This window comes from Sulfobacillus thermosulfidooxidans (assembly GCF_001280565.1).
In the GTDB taxonomy this organism is placed as follows: Bacteria; Bacillota; Sulfobacillia; order Sulfobacillales; family Sulfobacillaceae; genus Sulfobacillus; species Sulfobacillus thermosulfidooxidans_A.
This window is the reverse complement of sequence record NZ_LGRO01000001.1, coordinates 1434585-1455551: the sequence shown is the minus strand read 5'-3', so window position 1 is coordinate 1455551 and position 20967 is coordinate 1434585. Positions and strand designations below refer to the sequence as shown.

Below are 20967 nucleotides of genomic sequence, written 5' to 3'. Positions count from 1 at the left end.
CTTGCCAGAGTCCCAAGACCCTGGGATAATCGTAATCATTGGAGGGATTGGGTTGGCATTGGTAGCTTTGGTCGGAAGACCCAACGTGGGTAAATCGGCTTTGTTCAATCGTATCACTGAAACCCGGCGTGCGATTGTTGAAGATACGCCTGGTGTAACGCGTGATCGTCTTTATGAGGATACGGACTGGAACGGTCGGACGTTTACGTTAGTGGATACGGGGGGCATATGGATTAGTGATGACGATGATTTATTGTCGATGACTCGTGCCCAAACCGAGATTGCTCTGAATGACGCAGACGTAATCGTGTTTGTTGTAGATGGTCAAGCGGGACCTACGGGTGGAGATTTTGATGTCCTAGAAATTCTGAGGAGGACGCGCAAACCGGTGATTTTGGCTGTCAATAAGGCTGAGAGTCCCAAAGTGACCGGGATTGAATTTTATGAATTTGGACTGGGTGATCCCGTGTTGGTTTCCGCGGTGCACGGAGAAGGAATAGGCGATTTACTTGACCGGATTGTTGACAGTCTCCCCCCTCAGGCAGGCACGGAAGAGGAACCATCTGGCGACGAAATTCGCATTGCTTTAGCGGGACGTCCCAACGTCGGCAAGTCATCGCTTCTTAATACGCTAACCGGCGAGGAACGGACATTAGTGACCCCGATTGCCGGGACTACACGGGATGTTGTGGATAGTGTCTTAGATATTGATGGGCAGCGTTACATCATTCTTGATACAGCAGGGTTGCGACGACCCAATAAGATATCTGATGAATTAGAAGAAAAAACGGTGCAACGCACGTTAGATGCGATTCGCAATGCAGACATTGTTTTGTTATTATTGGCCGCCAATGACCAATTAACTGCACAGGATCAGCGCATTGCCGGCCAAATTCATAAGGCACGCAAGGGCTGCGTGGTGTTGCTCAACAAATCCGATTTAGTTAAAGGCAGCACGGTTCCTATCCAAACCAAAGCCCGTGAGGATCTCAAATTTTTAGACTATGCGACAATAATTCCCATTTCGGTTGTGACCCAATGGCATTTAGATATGATTTGGCCTGCGATAACCGAGGCATATCAAAGCTTTACGGCGCGGATTACCACCCACCAGCTCAATCAATTGATTCAAGAAGCGGTGCATTTGAATCCGCCACCAACGGATAAGGGGCGGAGTCTGAAAATCTATTACGCAACGCAAGTGTCGACAAAGCCGCCGCACTTTGTTCTCTTTGTTAATGATCCGGAATTGGTTCACTTTAGTTATGAACGTTATCTGGAGAACCGTTTAAGAGAAAAATGGGGATTTCGCGGTTCGCCTATTCAACTCTCGTTTCGTCCCCGTTCGAGAAGGGAGTTTGAACAATGACACCGCGTCTGACAATTTTTGGGTCGGGAAATTGGGCCCTCACATTGGCAGATATTGCAGCGCGCTCCGGTACCGAAGTGACTATGTATGTGAGACGCCAAGAATTATGTGATATTTTAAAGCGCACACATGGCCATCCTCAGTATCTTACACATCTTAAACTTCCACCCGATGTGATATTTACGCATGATCTGGGCGAGGCGGCAACATATTCCCATAATTGGCTGATGGTTGTTCCTAGCCAACACATGCGTGCCTTGGCAATACAGTTGCGGCCATTCGTTACTGATGCGCATCATGTGCTGTCAGCCGCTAAGGGGCTTGAAGAACATACCGCTTTGCGGATGACACAAGTGCTGCAAGATTGTTGGCCAGGTGTTAATGCACAGCTTGGAGCATTAAGCGGGCCGAATCTGGCCTATGAGATTAGTTTGGGTCAACCCGCTGCAAGTGTCATTGCTGGCAGTGCGACCTTGTTTGAGGCTATGGCGCCACTTTTGGGTCATGCGAATTTACGTTTGTATGGCCAACCGGATATTGTGGGAGTGGAGTTAGGTGGAGCACTGAAAAACGTTTTAGCCATTGCCGTGGGAATTGCCAATGCATCGGGACTCGGTGCCAATGCCGAGGCGGCAATAATGACACGAGGTCTTCATGAAATGGGACGGTTGGCCGTAGAACTCGGAGCAAAATGGAGTACGTTAGCGGGCTTATCGGGACTAGGAGATGTTGTCGCTACAGCGAGTTCCCCTAAATCGCGTAATCGGTGGTTAGGGCAGGAACTGGCCAAAGGCCGGCCCCTGAACGAAATTATCGCGAGTACCTCCATGGTTGTTGAAGGTGTGCCGACTGCCTATGTAGCCAAACGACTCGGCGATGAATTTCGTTTGCCCTTGCCGATTACCTCAGAGGTGGTGGAGATTTTTAATGGTAAACCTGTGCGCCAAGCCGTGCAGGACTTAATGAGCCGGGAACGGGTACAGGAATCTGATTTTTAGATTTCTATGAGATTTTTTACCAGCATGAGCATGAATCCGGTGGTTCTCTCATATCTTGCTACTGTCATCATTAGGGTGATCCCGGGACAGGCGGGGACCGGCGCCAACCCACATGGAGACCTAAAGGGAGGGAACCACAAGGATGGAAAAGTTTGATCTGTTTAAGGATTTGGCCGAACGAACCGGCGGCGATGTGTATATCGGCGTCGTGGGACCGGTCCGCACCGGCAAATCAACATTTATTAAACGTTTCATGGAACGTATGATCCTACCAGCTATTGAAGACCTCAATGACCGGGAACGGGCTCAAGACTCGCTGCCCCAAAGTGGAACCGGAAAGACCATTATGACCACAGAACCCAAATTTATACCCGATGAGGCGGTGGAAATACAACTCACGGATGCCATTGCATTTCGAGCCCGACTCGTGGATTGCGTCGGCTATGCTGTGCCCGGGGCTTTGGGTTATTTAGAAGAAGACGGTGCACGCATGGTGATGACCCCTTGGGCAGATGAAGCGATGCCGTTTGAGGAAGCTGCGGAAATTGGCACCCGCAAGGTCATCCAGGACCACTCTACCATTGGGCTGGTTGTCACAACGGATGGTAGCTTTGGCGATTTGCCCCGCGAGGCGTATTTAGACGCAGAAGAGCGTGTTATTAGTGAGCTCAAAGAATTGGGTAAGCCTTTTGTGGTATTGTTAAATTCTTCGCAACCTGCTTCAGAAGAAGCGATGGCTCTTGCTTTAGAACTCCAAGAAAAATATGATGTGCCGGTTATTCCTGTCAATTGCCAGGAACTTCAACAAGAAGACATTGTTCATATTCTCGAACAAGTTCTCTATGAATTCCCAGTGACCGACATCAGTTTCCAGTTAACGGACTGGGTGGAAGCGTTAATGACATCTCACTGGTTACGCAAACAAATCGACACGGCCCTGGATGAAGCCAAAGCAGCCATTACCCGTCTACGAGACGTCGATCCGGCAGTAAATAACCTGAGGAGCTATGACTACCTGGATGACGTTCGCCTTGTGCATATGGATTTGGGAACAGGCATCGCAGAAATTTTTGTGGGGGTCCAAGGTGATTTATTCTTCCGGGTTCTCGGGGAATTGGCCGATCGCCACGTTGCCACATATGGGGACATTATGAAACTGTGGCGGGAATATGTTGTGGCTAAAGCTGAATGGGACAAAGTGGAAGAAGCGGTGCATGAAGTCCGGGCAACTGGTTACGGAATGGTAGCGCCCAGCCTTACCGAATTGAATTTAGCCGAACCAGAGCCTATTCGTCGAGGAGCGCAATTTGGTGTCAAACTCAAGGCGACCGCTCCTTCTATTCACATGATCCGGGCCGATATTGAAACAGAGATTACCCCAATAATTGGGACAGAGCGACAGGCTGATGAATTGGTCCAATATCTGATGGAGCAATTCGAAGACGATCCCGTAAAATTATGGGAAACCAATTTATTCGGCAAATCTTTACATGATTTGGTCCGAGAAAGCATTCAGTCTAAGTTGTTTAAGATGCCAGAAAATGCCCAGGAAAAATTGCAGGAAACTCTTCAGCGAATCATCAATGAAGGTTCGGGAGGACTTATCTGCATTATTATTTGAGCCTCGTTGTTCCATCTTATTTGACTGCCAGTCATCCAAATTACAGATGATTGGCAGATTTTTATTTGTCAAGGTTTTTTAGGATTTTTGTCCTTTCGATGAAATTTTAAAATTTATTCCGCTGTTAGAAGGATTTTCATTTTTCATTGTCGAATACTGATTCGCTTGAAAAGTACTTCTATTAATTCATTAGCCGTGCTGTAAACATGATTAGGAGGAGATTCCTTGAAGCGGAATACGTCGAAGAAAATCACACTTGCATCAGCTTTGGCTGTGACTGCGAGTTTAGCTCTTGCAGGATGCGGCAGTACACCGACAACAACAAGTCAACCATCATCCGCATCGTTAAAGCCGCAATCAGGTGGCACGATAGTGATGGCATTGCCAGCGGATAGTAATGTGACCTGGTATTTTCCTCTTATGGATGGTCCATCAGACAGTGTTTATAATGCATGGGTTCAGAGTTTAATGTATAAAAGTTTGTTTACGATTGGTCCCACAGGATCTATAGATTATAGCCGCTCCATAGCGGAAAGTATTAAACCCAATGCGGCAGGCACACAGTATGTTGTGACGATGAATCCGAAGTACCACTGGTCTAATGGGCACCCGGTCACGGCGCAAGATGTGGTTTTTACCTGGGATTTGATTAAAGCCGCATCGGCGTCGAACGCGCCGGCTCCATGGCCGTATGTGGGTGCGGGGACTGGTGACATTCCTTCGGGTGTGAAGAGTGTGGTTGCCAATGGTCCATATCAATTTACCGTGACGCTGAATCAACCGGCTAACCAAGAGTGGTTTATTTACAATGGTTTGGGCCAATTTACGCCGTTGCCCAAATCAGTATTTGATAAATACCCGACGAATATGACCCAGGAATTAAATTATCTGGCTAAAGTGGCTACCGAGCCCACGTCTAGTGTGTATCAGGTTGTTGATGGCCCATTTAAGTTGAGTCAAGCGGTGTCCAGCCAAAAATGGGTGTTTGTCCCCAATCCTTCATACGACGGTCATAAAGCCTATGTCTCGAAATTAATCTTCCAGTATGAAACCAGTGGGGATGCGGAATTTGCTGCACTCAAGACAGGTCAAATTCAAGTCGGATATTTGCCCAATTCGTTATGGGGTTCGCGGGCAGCCTTGTATAACAACTACAACTTGTCAGTCCAAAACAGTTTGGCCTATGGGGATGTTCTCGTCAATATGAACCATGGCAACTCCCAAGCAAGTCTTAATGCGCCGAATGGAGTCGGTGATATTTTCAAGAATTTGTATGTGCGTCAAGCCATGCAGATGGGTATTAACCAACAGGCCATAAATGATGCGGCATTTCATGGGAATGCCGTCGACGAGGTCGGCATTATCCCTCCCAAGCCGAAGACCATATTCTTTGATCCGTCATTGAAAACCATCTATCCATACAATCCGGCTCAAGGTAAGAAACTCCTGGAAGAGCACGGATGGCATGAAGTGAACGGCGTGATGACCAAAAATGGCCAACAAATGAAGTTCCAGATGGTTTATTCCAGCGGATCGCAATCATTTGTTCAAGAAGCAACGTTGTTACAGCAGGGATGGGCCAAAGAGGGCATTGATGTCTCGTTGAAGGCTGAACCCTTTAGTACCATTATTGGTCTGACGAATAATCAGTGGGATATCATGGATTACGGCGGGATTGCCTGGGGCGGATCGTATCCGACAGGTGGCGGGCTCTTTGGTAAACCCGGCCAAGGGCTTGACAACCAGGGATATTACAACCCAGAAATGGTCAAATTGATCGCTCTGACGCATAAACCCTACCCCACGCAGCAACAATCGTTGCAGGCGTTGTACAACTTCCAAGCGTTTGTGGCGAAAGATCTGCCGGTATTATTTGTTCCTTGGCCTCCTTCGTATACGGAAGTGGCGAAAAATGTTCATAACGTTGTCAAATATGCTAATCCGTTCACTGGAGGTATTTCTCCGAATTATTGGTGGGTATCGAAATAAGTCAGAACCGGAAGGGGTAGGGAAACTATGCCCCTTCCGGTCTTTTTCATGCTGTCGTTTTGCATAAAACGTACTGTCTAACAATAGAAAGGATGGCCTCGCATGGTTTCACAGACACCAAATTCGTTGACACTTGAAGAGCAGACCGTGTACGAGGAGCAACCATTACGGTCTCGAACCTGGCGGGCCTTTTGGCGCCATCCCTTGGGACTTGCAGGCGTCATTGGCTTGACTTCGATTGTGCTATTTTGTTTTGTTGGACCTCTTATCTATCCTGCAAGTGCCTATGCGACCCATATTAATGCCTTAATGTCGCCACCAAGTGCCCAGTTCCCCTTAGGCACGGATGATCTGGGACGCAATTATTTAGCCCGCCTCATGTTGGGAGGGCAAGTATCTTTAATTGTAGGATTTGCGGCAGCTATCGCTTCCATGATTATTGGTGTCGGGTATGGACTGATTAGTGGGCTTGCTGGCGGTATCGTCGACGCTATTATGATGCGAATTATTGATGTGTTGCTGACTATTCCTACATTGTTTGTCTTGTTGTTTTTAGATGCCGTGTTTCAACCCAACGCTCTATTGCTTACCATTATTCTTGCCATCACCTCATGGTTTGGTGTGACCCGCATTGTCCGCTCTGAAGTTCTTTCTCTCAAACAACGGGATTACGTGGAAGCGTCGCGGGCATTTGGGGCGAGTAACTGGCACATCATGTTGCGGGAGTTATTGCCCAATGTGATGGGAACCGTGATGGTCGCGACAATTTTTCAAATTGCCGGCTCTATTATTTCCATCGCGACATTGAGCTTTCTGGGTCTGGGTTTACCTGCTCCAGCACCCAACTGGGGCGAAATGCTGTCGACCTCGATGAACTACATGTTTCAAAATGCATGGTGGTTGATTTATCCTCCCGGTATTGCACTGTTGTGGACGTTGTTGTCCATTAACTTTATTTCTGAAGCGTTGCAAAGCGCTCTCGACACTCGCTTATAAAGGAGGTTGCCACTCATGTTGATTTATATACTTCGCCGCTTAATCCAGTCCATTCCCGCTTTAATTGGCATTGCAATATTTAGCTTTATTCTCTTGCATATTGTGCCAGGCGGTCCCGCCCAAACGTTATTGGGCCCTCACCAAACGCCCCAGCGGATAGCTGCTATCAACCGGGCACTCGGACTGAATAAACCCTTATACGTTCAGTTCTGGATTTGGTTTGTCAATTTACTGCATGGAAATTTTGGGTATTCCTATAGTTTCAATCAGCCCGTGCTTACAGTAATCGGTCAATATCTCCCGCATACTATTGCCATAGTTGTGGTTGCCATTATGATTTCTCATCTCATTGCGATTATTCTTGGGACGATTCAAGGATATTTCCGCAACCGCTGGTTTGATCACGTGATCACAACAATAACCTTTTTCTTCTGGTCTATGCCTGTGTTCTGGCTGGCCATTATGGTCGTACTGATCTTCTCGATTTACCTGGGATGGTTTCCTTCTGGAGGGATTAATTTTACAAATGGAGGTCCCGCAGGTTTTGTCGGCTATATTGATCATGCTACATTGCCCATTCTCGTTTTAGTACTGGCAACGGTAGCATCATGGGCACGATTTATGCGCTCCTCCATGATCGATTCGATGTTGCAGGATTATATCCGTACGGCACGCTCCAAAGGACTGTCCGAACTGGCAGTTGTTTTTAAACATGCCTTGAGAAACTCGTTACTGCCGATTATTACACTGTTTGGCCTCTCTATCCCGAGCCTATTTGGGGGCGCATTAGTGGTGGAATTAGTGTTCAACTATCCGGGGATGGGACTTCTGTTTTGGAATGCAGCCAATGAGCGAGATTATCCCATTCTTTTGGGGATTATCATGATTATTGGGCTTCTCACCGTAATTGGCAACCTCTTAGCGGATATTCTATACAGCTTGGTGGATCCGCGTATTAGTTATAAATGACGAACCAATCTTTAGGAAAGAAGACCATATGACGGCAAAAAAACGAGAAGGTTGATTCCTTCTCGTTTTTGATTTCTGTGTTGACCGAAATCAAGTGAGATAAAATAGTTGCTAAGAAATAGCCCCCATGATATAATCTCTTTGCACGAAATCGGGCTGTGGCGCAGTTTGGTAGCGCGCTACCTTGGGGTGGTAGAGGTCGTGGGTTCAAATCCCGCCAGTCCGACCATTTGAATTATTTTTTAGCCTTATGACACAACCTGTGAAAAGCCCGGAACATATGGAAATACACTATGTTCCGGGCTTTTGTTTTTGATTTCCTATGCGTTCCGCATAAGAAAAATTCGATACCTAACATTACAGATCGTGAAGCAAAACCTTCAAGATGCCCATGTGATGCTTGCGTAGGTCGAAAGAATTTTTGACACCTCATAGCTAGTCAACAGTGAGACCGTAGGGGTCTTAGACGTCTCGAGCCGCTTAAATGAATCGGCCCATAATGTTACCCGGTGGGGTTTCTCCGGGATACGGGAAGCCTCATGGATTGAAAGTTACCCACGGCCCTATTTTCATCAATGTGTTAAGGATTATTAGTCGTGCGTGATTGGTGAACACTCCAATAACGGATGCTAGATAATGGGTCAAACACATTAATCTCAAATCCTTGGACCTCGGTATTCACAAAGACTTGATGTTGGCGCCACAACAAAAAGACTCCTGGGGGTGATTGTAAGAGAACGCCTAATGCATTTTGGGTAGATGTTGTCAGAGTAGGTGCATTAAGAATATGTTTCAAGGATTGGCGAAACATCACGTTACGATATTCTCCATAATTGAGCGGACCCATGGGACCGTACTCCTGTGACAGAAGAGGATATGGGTAGGCGCGCCGTTCAATCACAGCGACCGTAAAGGCGTGGCGGCTCAGGAGCGAAGTCAGATCTGCAGTCGTGACCACATGATTGGCAATTCCATTTAGCGCCAATTGATGGTGAATGGCAGTGCCTAATAACATGGCGGTTGGACTATTGCCAGTTAACACCGTGAGCGAAATGGGTGAATGATGGGGGAGACTCCATTCACCGTGAATCTCTTTATATCCTGCCTGCACTAAGATCGCATGGGGATTGACTTGGGGTTGTGATACATGATAAGGGCTTCCGGGAACAAGGGGTTCATATGCCGGAACAAATGGCTCCGCTTCAGCACGGGCCAGGGCAAGCCGATTGATGAGCTCTGGAAGTGCTTTTCCCAGAGCTGCAGGCATCTGTTGCATGTTGTAAAGTAACATGTAATACTCAGGTCCCTGATAATAGAGAACACGAGGCTGTCCTTCAATTGTCTGTGACGTCCAATTAATATCGGGAGTTGGGGAATTATCCCACGTGGTAATTAATGCATGTGTCTTCGGTGCCCCTAAAAAATAATGAGGATTGGCGATCCATTTGATTCCGCCATTATAGGCCATAACCGGCCGATAGGGTCCTGAACCCATCATGTCAGGGATTTTATTAAAAACGGGCGACGATGCTAATTTGTTAATCGGAACATTGTGTACCATGAATGCCGGTAGGATCCAGTGCCCGCTGCCTGTCCCCGCAACATCGGCCAAAAAGCTGGGGTCAGGATGTCTTAATCGGATCTCAATGGTGCTGGCGTTAATAATGCGCACATCGCGAATAAGTGAAACCAGGGATTGGGAAGCGGGAATGGGAGCCTTGGGATTGGCGTAGAGCCAATAAGACCAGGCAACATCATGAACGCTTATTGGCCGCCCGTTCCACCACTTGGCGTGCGGATTCAAATGAAAAATGTAAACAGTATAATGGTCTTTAATCTGCCACTTATTCGCAATATCAGGAACAATGTTACCGTTTGGCCGAATTTTGACCAGACTGTCATACATGACGCTCATAATCCAATCATGTGGTGGTCCAGCACTTTGGAAAGGATTAAGTCCAAACCGGGGGAATCCCAAGACAATTTGTGGACGATTAAAGATTCTCGGGTGGGGGAGACTGACTTTGGTCCCACACCCGGCTAACACCATCAGGCTGGCTAAAAGTCCTATCCATTGCCGTATTCTTTTCCGCATAGAATGATCTGCCATGTGTCCTTTCTTCATGTTTTAGTATTATACCAAAGAGACGCAACAAAATTTGGAGAGTTGGACAAGGAGAATATCACAGTGAAGGCGTTATATTTTTACACCCAAGAGTTTTCGGCAGTGCCAGCGGTACCAGCGATTCGTAGTGCGAGTGCAAATCCCTGTGCTGTCTCGGTGAAAGATGCTGTTGTCATTTATTTAGCATTGGAACAAGGAGATACGGGTCAAAGTGTGAGTGATTGTTTGCTGGATTTTATGAGAGAGCGATCTCGTGATGGCTTACCGGTGGTGATTCATTCGTTCAACCATTTGTCCGATTGTCCCATGGCCCTAAATCCCGCAAAAAAACTGTATGAGTTATTACCAGACCAACTTGTTGCTAACGGCATCGAGCATATCTTGTCAACCACATTTGGATGGATTTATGAAATTAGCATGAGAGATAGAGGGGAGCTTGCCAGTAAAGGGCGAATTGTTTGTTCACAGAGAGCACAACGTCCAAGCAGATAGTGCCAAGTCTGCTTGGACGTTGTTGGAAAGAAACTGGCCTAGTTATATTGAATACGCGGATCCACGAGGCCGTAAAGTAAGTCGGCCAGGAGGTTTCCGAGAATGGTTAAAAACCCAGTAATCACGACGATTCCCAAAATTACCGGATAGTCTCGTTGGTTGGCTGCATCCCAGAACAATAAGCCCATGCCCGGATAATTAAAAATCACTTCGACCAGTAATGCACCGGAAAACAGATTAGGCAGCGCAAATCCCAATAGGGTGATTAATGGCAACACCGAATTACGCAAAGCGTGTTTAAGCACGACGACAGATTCCTTTATGCCTTTGGCACGTGCTGTCCGTACATAATCCTGAATGAGATTCTCGCTCATAGCGGTGCGCATATAACGGCCCCAACCTGCCACGGTGGTTAAAACGATCGTGAGTACCGGCAATGTTGTATGGGCAACCCACGAGCCAAATCCTGGATTGGGATTCAACGGATTAGAGAGTCCTCCGCTGGGAAACCAATTCAGTGTGATTGAGAACAACATGATAATCATGATGCCCAACCAAAAGATTGGCATGGAATAAAAGAAATAGGTTAATGACGTCATAATATAATCAAACTTGGTGTCATGATAGTACGCCTGTAGACTGCCCAAAAGGATGGACAGAATATGGGCAATCAAAACACCCAATCCCACAATGGACAACGTTCGTGGCATATTCACGGCGATCAAGTGCCACACCGTTTCATTGTAAAAGTAAGATGTACCCAGATTGCCGTGTAATAATTGCCCTAACCATTGAATATACTGAACAGGTAAGGGTTTATTAAGGCCAAATTCTTGGTTCACTTGAGCGATTCGAGCCGGGGTGGCGCGCGGTCCCAGCATGGCTTGTGCTGGTCCACCCGGAACAATGTGAACCAAGAAAAATCCAATTATCGTAATACCCAAAAGGGAGGGAATCGCCTGAAGTACGCGCCGAAAGATGTATTTTAACATCGCGTGTCGCCCTCCTAACTGGACTTCCGCAAGCGGGGATCAAATGCTTGCCGTAATGCATCGCCAATAAAGTTTACTGATAGTTCGACCAAGAGAATTGCCAAGCCGGGAGGATAGATTAGCCACCATGCATTTTGGAACATGTATGACATGCTTGACGACAACATTTCCCCCCAGTTTGGTGTCGGCGGGGGAAGCCCAAGACCCAAGAAGCTTAAAGCGGCCACTGTGAGAATGGCATCGGCGACCTGGAAGGTTGCGTTTACAATCACAACTCCCATGACATTGGGCAATAGATGTTTAATCATAATCCGCCAGTTTGTAGCTCCTAATGCCCGAGCAGCTTCGACATAATCACGCCGTTTGAGGGATAGGACTTCAGAACGCACTAAACGTGCTACGCCGAACCACGACAATACGGCGATAATAATAACGAGGAGAATGGCGCTCGGACGAAATACAGAATCTACAAAGAGTAATAAGAAAAGACTAGGAATAGCAATAAAAATATCGACAAGACGCATCATCAACGAATCCACAGCGCCGCCGATCAAACCTGCCGTTAAGCCGTATATGACTCCAATGATAGTTGTCATTAAGGCTGCAGCAAAACCAACTTCTAGCGACAATTGTCCGCCCAGCATCATTCGCGCTAAGTAATCCCGCCCTAAACTATCGGTGCCGAGAGGGAATTTGGCGCTAGGAGGCTGTAATGTGCTGAGAAGATTGGGTTGATAGGCACTGGCATGATAAAAAAGAGGCCCAACGAATGTAAACAACACAAGAAAAAGGAGTCCACCTACGCCAAAACGGGCAAGCGGATTTTTCCAAAATGCTCTCCATTCGCGAGAAGCACTACGCTTTCTTTCCAGTACCGGTTGATTCCCATGAAGGGGATCTTGCAGTTCGAGTTCTGGTGAAATCATGTTGTTATCCGCTCCTGCCTCAACCGTCTATCACCGCATAAGTCGTTTTTTTAGCCCATTAAGTTTCGAAAGCTTAATGAGCGCCATAATTGTTTGAAAACTAGTGACAATGTATTATAATGTGGGCTTGAGTTTGATGTCAATTATCGACATTGGTCATCCTACCAATTGTCTCCTGCCTTATCCTCTTCCGTTATTCACTTTATGAATGATTATTGAAGGAAGAGGGCACCCTGTGGTAGGAGGTGGCATATGGGGATCCAAGACACCACATTTAAAGACATAACTCCTCCAATCCGTTGGATTCACATGGATTCACCATCTCATCAAGAATTAGATATCCGGCTAAAAGCCCTTAATGTATTGCTGCCCCCTATAGGTGAGGGCCATACTCGAGCCGCGTTTGACCGCTATCCACATTTCTTCTATTTACGCTTGTTTAAATTAAATCCCACGGGGTTGGAAACTGATGAGCTGGAGATTGCTGCCGTACATTTTGTTGTTACGCCTCACGTAATGTTATCATGGTCGTCAGACTCTACCGTAGCGCAGGATTTTGCAGAAACTCGCAAAAAGTTGCTGTTACATCCTGCACTCATCCAGTCTTCGAATCATTTGGCATTTTATGTGGCTGATGATTTGCTCGAAATGGCATTTCCATTTTTTGATTATTTCAACGATAAGGTTGCGCATATTGAACATGAAACATTGCATGACAATCATGATACGCAAATAAAAGAAGAGATTTTTCGCTTGAAGCGTATTATTATGCGAGTTCGTAGAATTCTGGGTTCGGAACGCGATGTGGCTTACCAGCTTGCGCGTTATTGGAGTGGTGAACCCAGTATGGATACTATTTACGCTTTCGAACTTTATGATCACGTAATTCGTCTCTCCGATTCGGCCGATACGTATCGTGAAATGATGGATACTGTATTAGATATCTATCTTTCCAGCGTTTCCAATCGCCTCAATGAAATTGTTAAAACTCTCACGATCGTGACAGCGTTGTTCATGCCTGCATCGGTGATTGCTGCGTTATATGGTATGAACTTCGATCACATACCAGGAGCCGATAATCCTTGGGGATTTCATTTAGTGATCGGAAGCGTTGTGCTAATTTCAATTATTCTGTTATGGATATTTAAAAGAAGAAAATGGATATAACGAGTGGGTTTGACTTGAGTGCACGGATGTTCCCCCTAGACGAATTGTCATGACTAGACTACAATGCTCCATGGTTCGGAATGTCGAATTAAGTTGTCGTGATTTGTTGGTATTTTTGCGAAAATTGTGAGCAGCAGGGGAGGACATCAAAAGATTATGAAACGTCGGTCTTTGACTTTATTGGCATCAGTGGTAGCGGGGTCGTCGCTATTATTGGCCGGATGTGGCACGTCAGGAGCCTCATCAGCATCGACGATTAAGTCACCGGTAGGCAATGTGGCATTGGTTGCATTGCCCGCGCAAGTATCACCTAACTGGTTTTTCCCAGTAGAATCCTCAACCGCTTTTTCGGTCTATAATTCCCAGATGAATTCACTCATGTATGTTCCATTGTTGCACATTTCCAAAACCGATGGCATTGATTATGCGAGATCTTTGGCATCAAATGTGTCGTGGAATAGTAATGGTACAGTATATACCATTACCCTAAACAAGAAATGGCATTGGTCCAACGGGGCGCCTGTAACGTCTCAAGATGTGGTGTGGACGGCGCAATTGCTTTTGGCAACAAGTTCGAATTCATCATCTCTCCCGTGGGGATATGGAGGCGCAGGTATTGGCGGATTGCCAACTCGTTGGCAAAGTGTGACGGCTGACGGTCCATATAAAGTGATCGTGACATTAAACAAACCATCTAACCCTCAGTGGTTCTTACACAACGGTTTAGGGCAAATTGTTCCCGCGCCGAAAGCCGTGTGGGATATTCATAAGAACATGGACAACGAGCTGAAGTTTATCCAGTCCGTTGCCAATGATCCCGGTTCTAAATATTTTGATGTTGTGGACGGAGCCTTTAAATTTGACGCCGCGGCATCGAAGACCAATAACCAATATTGGACATTTGTGCCGAATCCAAACTATGACGGACACAAAGCCTCCATTCAAAAATTGGTCTATGTCTATGAATCCAGCAACAGTGCAGAGTTTGGGGCATTAAAACAAAACAAGATTAATGTGGGATATTTGCCGTTTTCTCTATACGATTCGCGAAACCAATTGGTTGATGATCGATTCAGTACGGCCTATCCGTTTGGATTCAATTACCTGGTGTTGAACTTTAGTGACAAGGCTCCCGGGAACTTCGGCCAAATAATAAGCCACCGTTATGTTCGTCAAGCCTTAGAAATGGGCATTAACCAACAGGGTATGATCAATAGTTTCTATCATGGGCACGGTGTGACAGAATTTAGTCCCATTCCGGCGAAGCCGGTGACGCAGTTCTATGATGCCAGCTTAACCAATCCAGCCCCCTATAATCCGGCCGCAGGAAAGAAGTTGCTCGAGGACCATGGCTGGAAAATGGTTAACGGGGTTATGACCAAGGGCAACCTCAAATTAGCCTTCACTTTGGACTATGTCTCAGGCGTATCGGCTGTTGAGAATCAGGTGCAATTGATGAAACAAGATTGGGCTCAAGAAGGTATCCAGGTGAACTTAGAGTCCCAGCCCTTTAACACTTTGATTGCGGACACCAACCAGGCTAACGCGAACAAGTGGCAGGTTGTATGGTGGGGTGGCGGATGGACGTATGAACCTGATTACTATCCCACGGGCGGCGGATTATTTGCAACGGGTTCAGCGGCTAACTACGGTGCCTACCAGAGCACAACGATGAATAATCTTATCCAAGCGACATACGAACCAGGCACATCGAGTCAGATTCGAACTCGTATGAATGCGTATTTGGCGTATGCTGCCAACCAACTTCCGGTGTTATGGATGCCTTGGACCGCGACCTTTAACGAAACGGCTAACTACATCCATGGGGTGAATTCGACCTATAATCCGATCACTAATACCCAGTACCCGAATTACTGGACCATTAATCATTAAGGTTCTGTAAATCGATTAGGAGAAAAATCTCCATTTAAACCGGCATGAGTCTTATTGAGACCTCGTGCCGGTTTTTCTTATGGATAATCTTATGGATCCAAAAATGAATAGAAAAATCGAACGCGCCAATAAATGCCATAACAAAAAGTGTATAAACCTTACGCTAAAAGACAAAAATTATAAATAAACGGATGTTTATAAATAATGATTTCAACGGTATACGTTTTTCTTGCGGTTACAAAACCGTGATTTGTAAGACATAACATGCCTTTGCCGACTCATTGCCATCTTGTATAGTTATCCACTGAAGGTTTGTGGGGCATCTCTTTATTAATGTAACTTTTCGTTGAGAAATGAAGATTACAGAAAAAAATTTGGTCAAAAGATGTTTTAGACCGATTTATTCTAAAGTGGAAGAATTAAAATAAGAAGGAAAATTGGATGATGATGTCGAATTGGCATATGCCTCAAATTTATTTCGGCAGAGTTCATTGTGCCGCAAACGAGGACTAAGAATGGCTTCATGCCATGCATTGTTTATACTTACTTGAGGAGGATAATAATGAAGCGTCGTTCTGTCGCCGTATTATCGGCGGGCATAATCGGATCGTCTCTCGTTTTAGCGGGTTGTGGATCAACATCTACACCATCAACAGGCTCATCCCAAGCAGTCAAATCTCCCATGGGCAATGTCGCAGTGGTTGCGTTGACTCCACAGACATCTCCAAACTGGTGGTTTCCTGTTGTGGCATCAACAGCTTATAGTGACTTAAACAGCCAAATGCAGTCGTTGATGTATGTTCCCTTAATTCATATTTCCAAGACGGACGGCATCGATTATAAGCGTTCGTTAGCGTCCAATGTCACTTGGAATAGCACGGGTACGGTTTATACGATTACCTTAAACAAGAAATGGCACTGGTCTAACGGCCAGCCTGTCACATCAGCGGATGTTGTATGGACAACACAACTCATGTTGGCAGCGAGCTCTGGGGCTTCGTCTCTGCCGTGGGGCTATGGCGGAGCAGGAATTGGCGGAATTCCTACTCGCTGGAAGAGTGTTACTGCTGACGGACCCTACAAGGTTATCGTGACACTCACCCAACCTTCTAACCCTCAGTGGTTTTTGCATAACGGTTTGGGACAAATTCTACCGGCACCGAAATCCGTGTGGGATATCCACAAAAATATAGATAATGAGCTGAAGTTTATCCAGTCTGTTTCCAATGACCCTGGTTCTCAATACTACAATGTTGTCGATGGCGCCTTTAAATTTGATGCGGCAGCGTCCAAGACTAATAACCAATATTGGACCTTTGTGCCTAATCCCAATTATGATGGGCATAAAGCTAGCATTAGCAAGTTAATTTACAAATATGAGACGAGCTCGAGTGCGGAATTTGCTGATTTGAAGACACAAAAAGTCAATGTGGGCTTTTTGCCGCCATCGCTGTGGAATTCTCGCGGTGAACTGACTGCGGACAAGTTTTCTACTGTCTACCTGTTCGGATTTAATTATCTCCAACCCAACTATAACTCGAAAGCTCCCGGTGGCTTTGGCCAAATCATCAGTCACCGGTATGTGCGTGAAGCACTGGAAATGGGTATTGATCAACAAGGAATGATTAATAGCTTCTATCACGGTCATGGTGTCGTCGAATTTGGGCCGATTCCTTCCAAGCCGCCCACGCAGTTCGATGATCCCAATCTCACCAATCCGGCACCGTTTAACCCACAAGCTGGAAAGAAACTCTTGGAAGAGCATGGATGGAAACTGGTTAATGGTGTCATGACCAAGAATGGTCAAAAACTTGCGTTCACTCTTGATTATGTGTCCGGGAGCAACACGATTACCGATCAGGTTCAGTTAATGAAGCAAGACTGGGCTCAAGAAGGCATTCAAGTGACGCTGTTGTCGCAGCCATTTGACACCATTATTTCGGACGCCAACCAGGGCGACCCCACAAAGTGGCAACTTGATTGGTGGGGCGGTGGTTGGACGTACGAACCTGACTATTATCCAACCGGTGGCGGATTATTTGGAACCGGTTCAGCTGCTAACTATGGCGGTTACAGCAGTTCGACCATGGACTCATTGATTAAGAAGACTTACGAACCGGGTACCGCAAGCCAAATCACGGCGCGAATGGATGCATACCAGGCATGGGCCGTAAAGGATTTGCCTGTCATTTGGGTGCCGTGGACCCCAACTTTCAGTGAAGTGGCTACCTACGTCCATGGTGTCAATTCAGCCTTTAACCCGATTGAAGATCTGAACTACCCCAACTACTGGACCATTAATCACTAAAAAAGATCGTCTAAGTTCGTGGCCGGAGGCTATGACACATCATGGCCTCCGGTTTTCATTGCTCAAAACATAAACATTAGGAAGGGTATCGGATCATGACTCGGCACCGTTTTTTCGCGAGGTGTATACTCAAGATCATGCATCATATCACCGAGAATCGCGGTATGATGATGATAATGCTCAGCCTCAATGACGGAGGGGCTAACCGTAATAGACATGGTAATCTAGGGGAGCTAAGGAGGCGACCGTATCATAATGGATGCGGAAGAGTTAATTGCGCGGTATGAAAGATACGTCAATCCGGGATTAGCCCGGGCACTTCGTTTTATGGGATTGAATGCCATCGAGAAAACCGGTCATGGAGCCGTTGTTGTGACGGAAGACGGAGAAGAGTATCTGGATTGTGCCGGAGGATACGGAGTTTTTGTCCAGGGATATCAAAATCCCCAAATTGTGGCCAAAGCTCACGCCCAGTTAGATGAGTTGGCAATGTCCTCACGCATTTTACTTAACCGACCCATGGTGGATTTGGCAGAGGAACTGGCTCGCATTACTCCGGGTGATTTGCAATATACTTTCTTTTGTAACAGCGGTACCGAGGCCGTCGAGGCGGCTTTGAAGTTTGCCCGTATTCAGACAGGCAGAACACGCATTATTGCAACATATGGAGCATTTCATGGCAAAACCATGGGGTCATTATCGGCTTCCGGACGGGATACATATCGGAGACCTTTTGAACCGCTTGTGCCGGATATCATTCATGTGCCTTATGGGGATGCTGACGCGATTGCCGGTATTATCGACCACAACACGGCGGCAGTCATTGTTGAACCCATCCAAGGCGAGGGCGGAGTGATTGTTCCGCCTGACGATTATTTGCCGAGAATTCGAAAGATGTGCGATCAAACCGGAGCCTTATTCATTGCTGATGAAGTGCAAACGGGTATCGGTCGAACAGGTCGTATGTTTGCGGTGGAGCATTCTGATGTCGTTCCGGATTATTTGTGCCTCGCCAAAGCTTTAGGCGGGGGAATAATTCCGATTGGAGCAGTAGTAGGAAGACCTAATGCCTGGACTTTTTTTGACTCGTCGCCTCTAATTCATACGTCGACATTTGGCGGAAATCCCTTGGCATGTGCGGTAGCTAAGGAGGCATTACGGGTCACGATCGAAGAAGAACTGCCACAGAGAGCCGCTACCCTGGGAAGCCATTTCTTGAGTCAGTTACACGCCTTACAGAATCGATATCCGCAAGTCATCACCGATGTACGAGGTCGAGGACTCATGATTGGCATTGAGGTCCCTAATGCGGGAGTGGGAGGGGCCTTAATCTCAGAACTTTTTCAGCGTCACATTTTGGCTGTCTATACCCTGAATAACGAAAAAGTTATCCGGATGATTCCACCTTTGGTTATTACTCGTCAACAGCTTGATCAGGTCATAGAAGCCTTGGCAGAGTCTTTGAATACGGTTCAAAGCATTTTAGAGGACTTACTAGAAGAATAAACTCAGCGACGACAGGGGGGCATATTATGCCTACGGTGACAATCACAGAAGTTGTACCCGCACCGATTGAAACGCTTTACAACATTTTATCAGACATGGCGCAATTTCCACGGTTTATGAAAAATGTAGAGTCCGTAAAGGTTGTAGAACAAGGAGAAAATTATACGCATTCGGAATGGGTCATCAAGTTGCAAGGCGCAACATTTAAATGGACTGAGCGTGATGAATTTTATCCGGAGTTGTGGCGCATTACCTACCGTCAAATTCAAGGAGATCTCAAAACCTTCGAAGGATATTGGCAGCTCAAGCCAGTGGAAAATGGTACGGAAGTTACGCTTGAAACCACTTTCGAATTTGGTATGCCCATGTTGGCCAGTCTTCTAAATCCGGTAGCGAAACTCGCGCTGAGAGAAAACGCCAAAGCTATGGTGCATGCCATAGCCGGACAAGTGCGGGGACAAGCATAATAATTTTTTCTAGGTTCTGGCGTCTCTTTTATATTTTTCCATTGAGAAGCAGATGGTCAATTGGATATGCTATGCTAGGGAAATCGTACGAGTACCCCATAGGGTACTGTTGTAGAAGGTTACCATCTATGGCATAGTAATACTGCGAAATCAGGAAAAAAACAGAGAAAGAACGAGTTTTTGTCGGAAAGAAATAAAAAAAGTCCATCTTTTTCTGGGTAAATGCATTATTTTGTTGACAGAAGGACTTATTTTGATAAAATTATTCTGGCCGTCGGACAGGACACTGTAGGCGAGCTCAACTCGGGTAAATAAGGGGGTTGGGAATGCGATGAACGCATTGGGTCGACAAATTTTGGCAGAAATTCATGGTTGTGATTCCAACGTGTTGAACGACATCACCAGCGTGGAGGAAATAATGGTACAAGCTGCCTTAAAGGCAGGCGCTGAGGTGCGTGAAGTGGCTTTCCATAAGTTTAGTCCGCAAGGTGTAAGCGGGGTGGTGGTCATTTCAGAATCGCATTTAGCCGTGCACACTTGGCCTGAACACGGCTATGCCGCGGTGGATGTATTTACTTGCGGTGATTCTGTCAACCCCTGGGATGCCTGTAACTATATCGTCGAACAGTTCCGCGCCCAAAATTTTACCGCTTCGGAAACCCTCCGGGGTGTTTTGGTCGAGTCTAACGTTAGTACGCAAAAGGCTGCGATTTGACGATTAGGGGGATCTCAAGGTGGCACAAACATTTGTTATGGTCAAGCCAGATGGTGTGAGACGTGGATTGGTCGGGGAAGTCATTCGCCGACTGGAACAAAAGGGTCTGCGTCTTAAGGCTATGAAATTGATCCAGGTTACTCCGGAATTGGCAGGAAAACATTATGAAGAGCATCGGGACAAGCCATTTTATGGAGAGCTGATATCGTTTATTACGTCCGGTCCATCTGTGCCTATGGTGTGGGAAGGGCGCGAGGCGGTTTCGGTGGCTCGAACATTAATGGGAACAACAGATCCCGTCAAGGCGCAACCTGGCACGATTCGTGGTGACTTCGCTTTGGCCATAACCGAAAATATTGTTCATGGTTCGGACAGTGAAGAATCCGCAGCGCGAGAAATAAGCATTTATTTCTCGCCGGAAGAACTCGTTTAAC

General features: G+C 46.4%; 18 protein-coding genes and 1 tRNA gene. 15 read left to right on the top strand and 4 right to left on the bottom strand.

All coding sequences use genetic code 11. From position 1 onward, the window contains the following. Positions 1 to 52: 52 nt before the first annotated feature. The 7 genes from der to AOA63_RS07250 all read left to right on the top strand — a co-directional run bounded on the left by der (position 53) and on the right by AOA63_RS07250 (position 8171). Positions 53 to 1369, top strand: coding sequence for a ribosome biogenesis GTPase Der (der, locus tag AOA63_RS07280; RefSeq protein WP_053959083.1), 1317 nt, complete (start codon positions 53 to 55; stop codon positions 1367 to 1369). Further along, on the top strand, positions 1366 to 2367 hold the full coding sequence (locus tag AOA63_RS07275) for an NAD(P)H-dependent glycerol-3-phosphate dehydrogenase (protein WP_053959082.1): 1002 nt from the start codon (positions 1366 to 1368) through the stop codon (positions 2365 to 2367). Before der ends, AOA63_RS07275 begins: the two co-directional genes overlap by 4 nt. 142 nt (positions 2368 to 2509) lie before the next feature. Further along, positions 2510 to 3988 (top strand): stage IV sporulation protein A, encoded by a 1479-nt coding sequence (gene spoIVA, locus AOA63_RS07270; RefSeq protein WP_053959081.1) that lies wholly within the window; start codon positions 2510 to 2512, stop codon positions 3986 to 3988. Between the two features lie 225 nt (positions 3989 to 4213). Further along, positions 4214 to 5977, top strand: coding sequence for a peptide ABC transporter substrate-binding protein (locus AOA63_RS07265; RefSeq protein WP_053959080.1), 1764 nt, complete (start codon positions 4214 to 4216; stop codon positions 5975 to 5977). Positions 5978 to 6079: 102 nt separating this feature from the next. Then, positions 6080 to 6973: an ABC transporter permease gene (locus AOA63_RS07260; protein WP_053959079.1), complete on the top strand. Its 894-nt coding sequence runs from the start codon at positions 6080 to 6082 to the stop codon at positions 6971 to 6973. A 15-nt stretch (positions 6974 to 6988) separates the two neighbouring features. Then, the gene (locus tag AOA63_RS07255) at positions 6989 to 7942 is read left to right on the top strand and encodes an ABC transporter permease (protein WP_053959078.1); all 954 of its coding nucleotides are present in this window, start codon (positions 6989 to 6991) and stop codon (positions 7940 to 7942) included. Between the two features lie 152 nt (positions 7943 to 8094). Then, positions 8095 to 8171 (top strand) — tRNA-Pro (locus tag AOA63_RS07250). A 351-nt stretch (positions 8172 to 8522) separates the two neighbouring features. On the opposite strand, the gene AOA63_RS07245 is transcribed toward AOA63_RS07250, so the two are convergent. Then, complete coding sequence (locus AOA63_RS07245; protein WP_053959077.1) at positions 8523 to 10052, bottom strand: ABC transporter substrate-binding protein; 1530 nt, start codon at positions 10050 to 10052, stop codon at positions 8523 to 8525. A gap of 78 nt (positions 10053 to 10130) precedes the next feature. Between AOA63_RS07245 and AOA63_RS07240 the strand changes: the two genes are divergently transcribed. After that, positions 10131 to 10559: a threonyl-tRNA synthetase editing domain-containing protein gene (locus AOA63_RS07240; protein ID WP_053959076.1), complete on the top strand. Its 429-nt coding sequence runs from the start codon at positions 10131 to 10133 to the stop codon at positions 10557 to 10559. Between the two features lie 38 nt (positions 10560 to 10597). Here the strand turns inward: AOA63_RS07240 and AOA63_RS07235 are convergent, their stop codons facing one another. Next, complete coding sequence (locus AOA63_RS07235) at positions 10598 to 11551, bottom strand: ABC transporter permease (RefSeq protein ID WP_053959075.1); 954 nt, start codon at positions 11549 to 11551, stop codon at positions 10598 to 10600. A gap of 14 nt (positions 11552 to 11565) precedes the next feature. Continuing rightward, positions 11566 to 12477: an ABC transporter permease gene (locus AOA63_RS07230; protein WP_053959074.1), complete on the bottom strand. Its 912-nt coding sequence runs from the start codon at positions 12475 to 12477 to the stop codon at positions 11566 to 11568. Positions 12478 to 12729: 252 nt separating this feature from the next. On the opposite strand from AOA63_RS07230, the gene AOA63_RS07225 reads away from it, so the two are divergent. The 3 genes from AOA63_RS07225 to AOA63_RS07215 all read left to right on the top strand — a co-directional run bounded on the left by AOA63_RS07225 (position 12730) and on the right by AOA63_RS07215 (position 17845). Further along, positions 12730 to 13644 carry a magnesium transporter CorA family protein gene (locus tag AOA63_RS07225; RefSeq protein WP_053959073.1) on the top strand — a complete coding sequence of 305 codons (915 nt, stop codon included), beginning with the start codon at positions 12730 to 12732 and terminating at the stop codon, positions 13642 to 13644. A gap of 156 nt (positions 13645 to 13800) precedes the next feature. Beyond that, positions 13801 to 15537, top strand: a complete 1737-nt coding sequence (locus AOA63_RS07220) for a peptide ABC transporter substrate-binding protein (RefSeq protein ID WP_053959072.1) — start codon at positions 13801 to 13803, stop codon at positions 15535 to 15537. A gap of 562 nt (positions 15538 to 16099) precedes the next feature. Next, positions 16100 to 17845 (top strand): peptide ABC transporter substrate-binding protein, encoded by a 1746-nt coding sequence (locus AOA63_RS07215; RefSeq protein WP_053959071.1) that lies wholly within the window; start codon positions 16100 to 16102, stop codon positions 17843 to 17845. Between the two features lie 62 nt (positions 17846 to 17907). Here the strand turns inward: AOA63_RS07215 and AOA63_RS20025 are convergent, their stop codons facing one another. After that, positions 17908 to 18063, bottom strand: coding sequence for a hypothetical protein (locus AOA63_RS20025; protein WP_206742817.1), 156 nt, complete (start codon positions 18061 to 18063; stop codon positions 17908 to 17910). Positions 18064 to 18100: 37 nt separating this feature from the next. On the opposite strand from AOA63_RS20025, the gene AOA63_RS07210 reads away from it, so the two are divergent. The 4 genes from AOA63_RS07210 to ndk all read left to right on the top strand — a co-directional run bounded on the left by AOA63_RS07210 (position 18101) and on the right by ndk (position 20966). After that, positions 18101 to 19351 carry an aspartate aminotransferase family protein gene (locus AOA63_RS07210; protein ID WP_053959070.1) on the top strand — a complete coding sequence of 417 codons (1251 nt, stop codon included), beginning with the start codon at positions 18101 to 18103 and terminating at the stop codon, positions 19349 to 19351. Between the two features lie 26 nt (positions 19352 to 19377). After that, positions 19378 to 19818 carry a type II toxin-antitoxin system RatA family toxin gene (locus tag AOA63_RS07205; RefSeq protein WP_053959069.1) on the top strand — a complete coding sequence of 147 codons (441 nt, stop codon included), beginning with the start codon at positions 19378 to 19380 and terminating at the stop codon, positions 19816 to 19818. Positions 19819 to 20149: 331 nt separating this feature from the next. Continuing rightward, the gene (gene speD / locus AOA63_RS07200) at positions 20150 to 20533 is read left to right on the top strand and encodes an adenosylmethionine decarboxylase (protein ID WP_020373106.1); all 384 of its coding nucleotides are present in this window, start codon (positions 20150 to 20152) and stop codon (positions 20531 to 20533) included. A 19-nt stretch (positions 20534 to 20552) separates the two neighbouring features. After that, positions 20553 to 20966, top strand: coding sequence for a nucleoside-diphosphate kinase (ndk, locus tag AOA63_RS07195; RefSeq protein ID WP_053959068.1), 414 nt, complete (start codon positions 20553 to 20555; stop codon positions 20964 to 20966). The last annotated feature ends 1 nt before the right edge of the window (position 20967 follow it).

Coding starts and splice junctions, on each gene's coding strand:
- AOA63_RS07210 (WP_053959070.1), top strand. CDS start 18,101: ATGGATGCGGAAGAGTTAATTGCGCGGTATGAAAGATACGTCAATCCG.
- speD (WP_020373106.1), top strand. CDS start 20,150: ATGAACGCATTGGGTCGACAAATTTTGGCAGAAATTCATGGTTGTGAT.
- AOA63_RS07220 (WP_053959072.1), top strand. CDS start 13,801: ATGAAACGTCGGTCTTTGACTTTATTGGCATCAGTGGTAGCGGGGTCG.
- AOA63_RS07235 (WP_053959075.1), bottom strand. CDS start 11,551: ATGTTAAAATACATCTTTCGGCGCGTACTTCAGGCGATTCCCTCCCTT.
- AOA63_RS07215 (WP_053959071.1), top strand. CDS start 16,100: ATGAAGCGTCGTTCTGTCGCCGTATTATCGGCGGGCATAATCGGATCG.
- AOA63_RS07230 (WP_053959074.1), bottom strand. CDS start 12,477: ATGATTTCACCAGAACTCGAACTGCAAGATCCCCTTCATGGGAATCAA.
- AOA63_RS20025 (WP_206742817.1), bottom strand. CDS start 18,063: ATGTCTATTACGGTTAGCCCCTCCGTCATTGAGGCTGAGCATTATCAT.
- AOA63_RS07275 (WP_053959082.1), top strand. CDS start 1,366: ATGACACCGCGTCTGACAATTTTTGGGTCGGGAAATTGGGCCCTCACA.
- AOA63_RS07255 (WP_053959078.1), top strand. CDS start 6,989: ATGTTGATTTATATACTTCGCCGCTTAATCCAGTCCATTCCCGCTTTA.
- AOA63_RS07260 (WP_053959079.1), top strand. CDS start 6,080: ATGGTTTCACAGACACCAAATTCGTTGACACTTGAAGAGCAGACCGTG.
- AOA63_RS07245 (WP_053959077.1), bottom strand. CDS start 10,052: ATGGCAGATCATTCTATGCGGAAAAGAATACGGCAATGGATAGGACTT.
- AOA63_RS07225 (WP_053959073.1), top strand. CDS start 12,730: ATGGGGATCCAAGACACCACATTTAAAGACATAACTCCTCCAATCCGT.
- AOA63_RS07205 (WP_053959069.1), top strand. CDS start 19,378: ATGCCTACGGTGACAATCACAGAAGTTGTACCCGCACCGATTGAAACG.
- spoIVA (WP_053959081.1), top strand. CDS start 2,510: ATGGAAAAGTTTGATCTGTTTAAGGATTTGGCCGAACGAACCGGCGGC.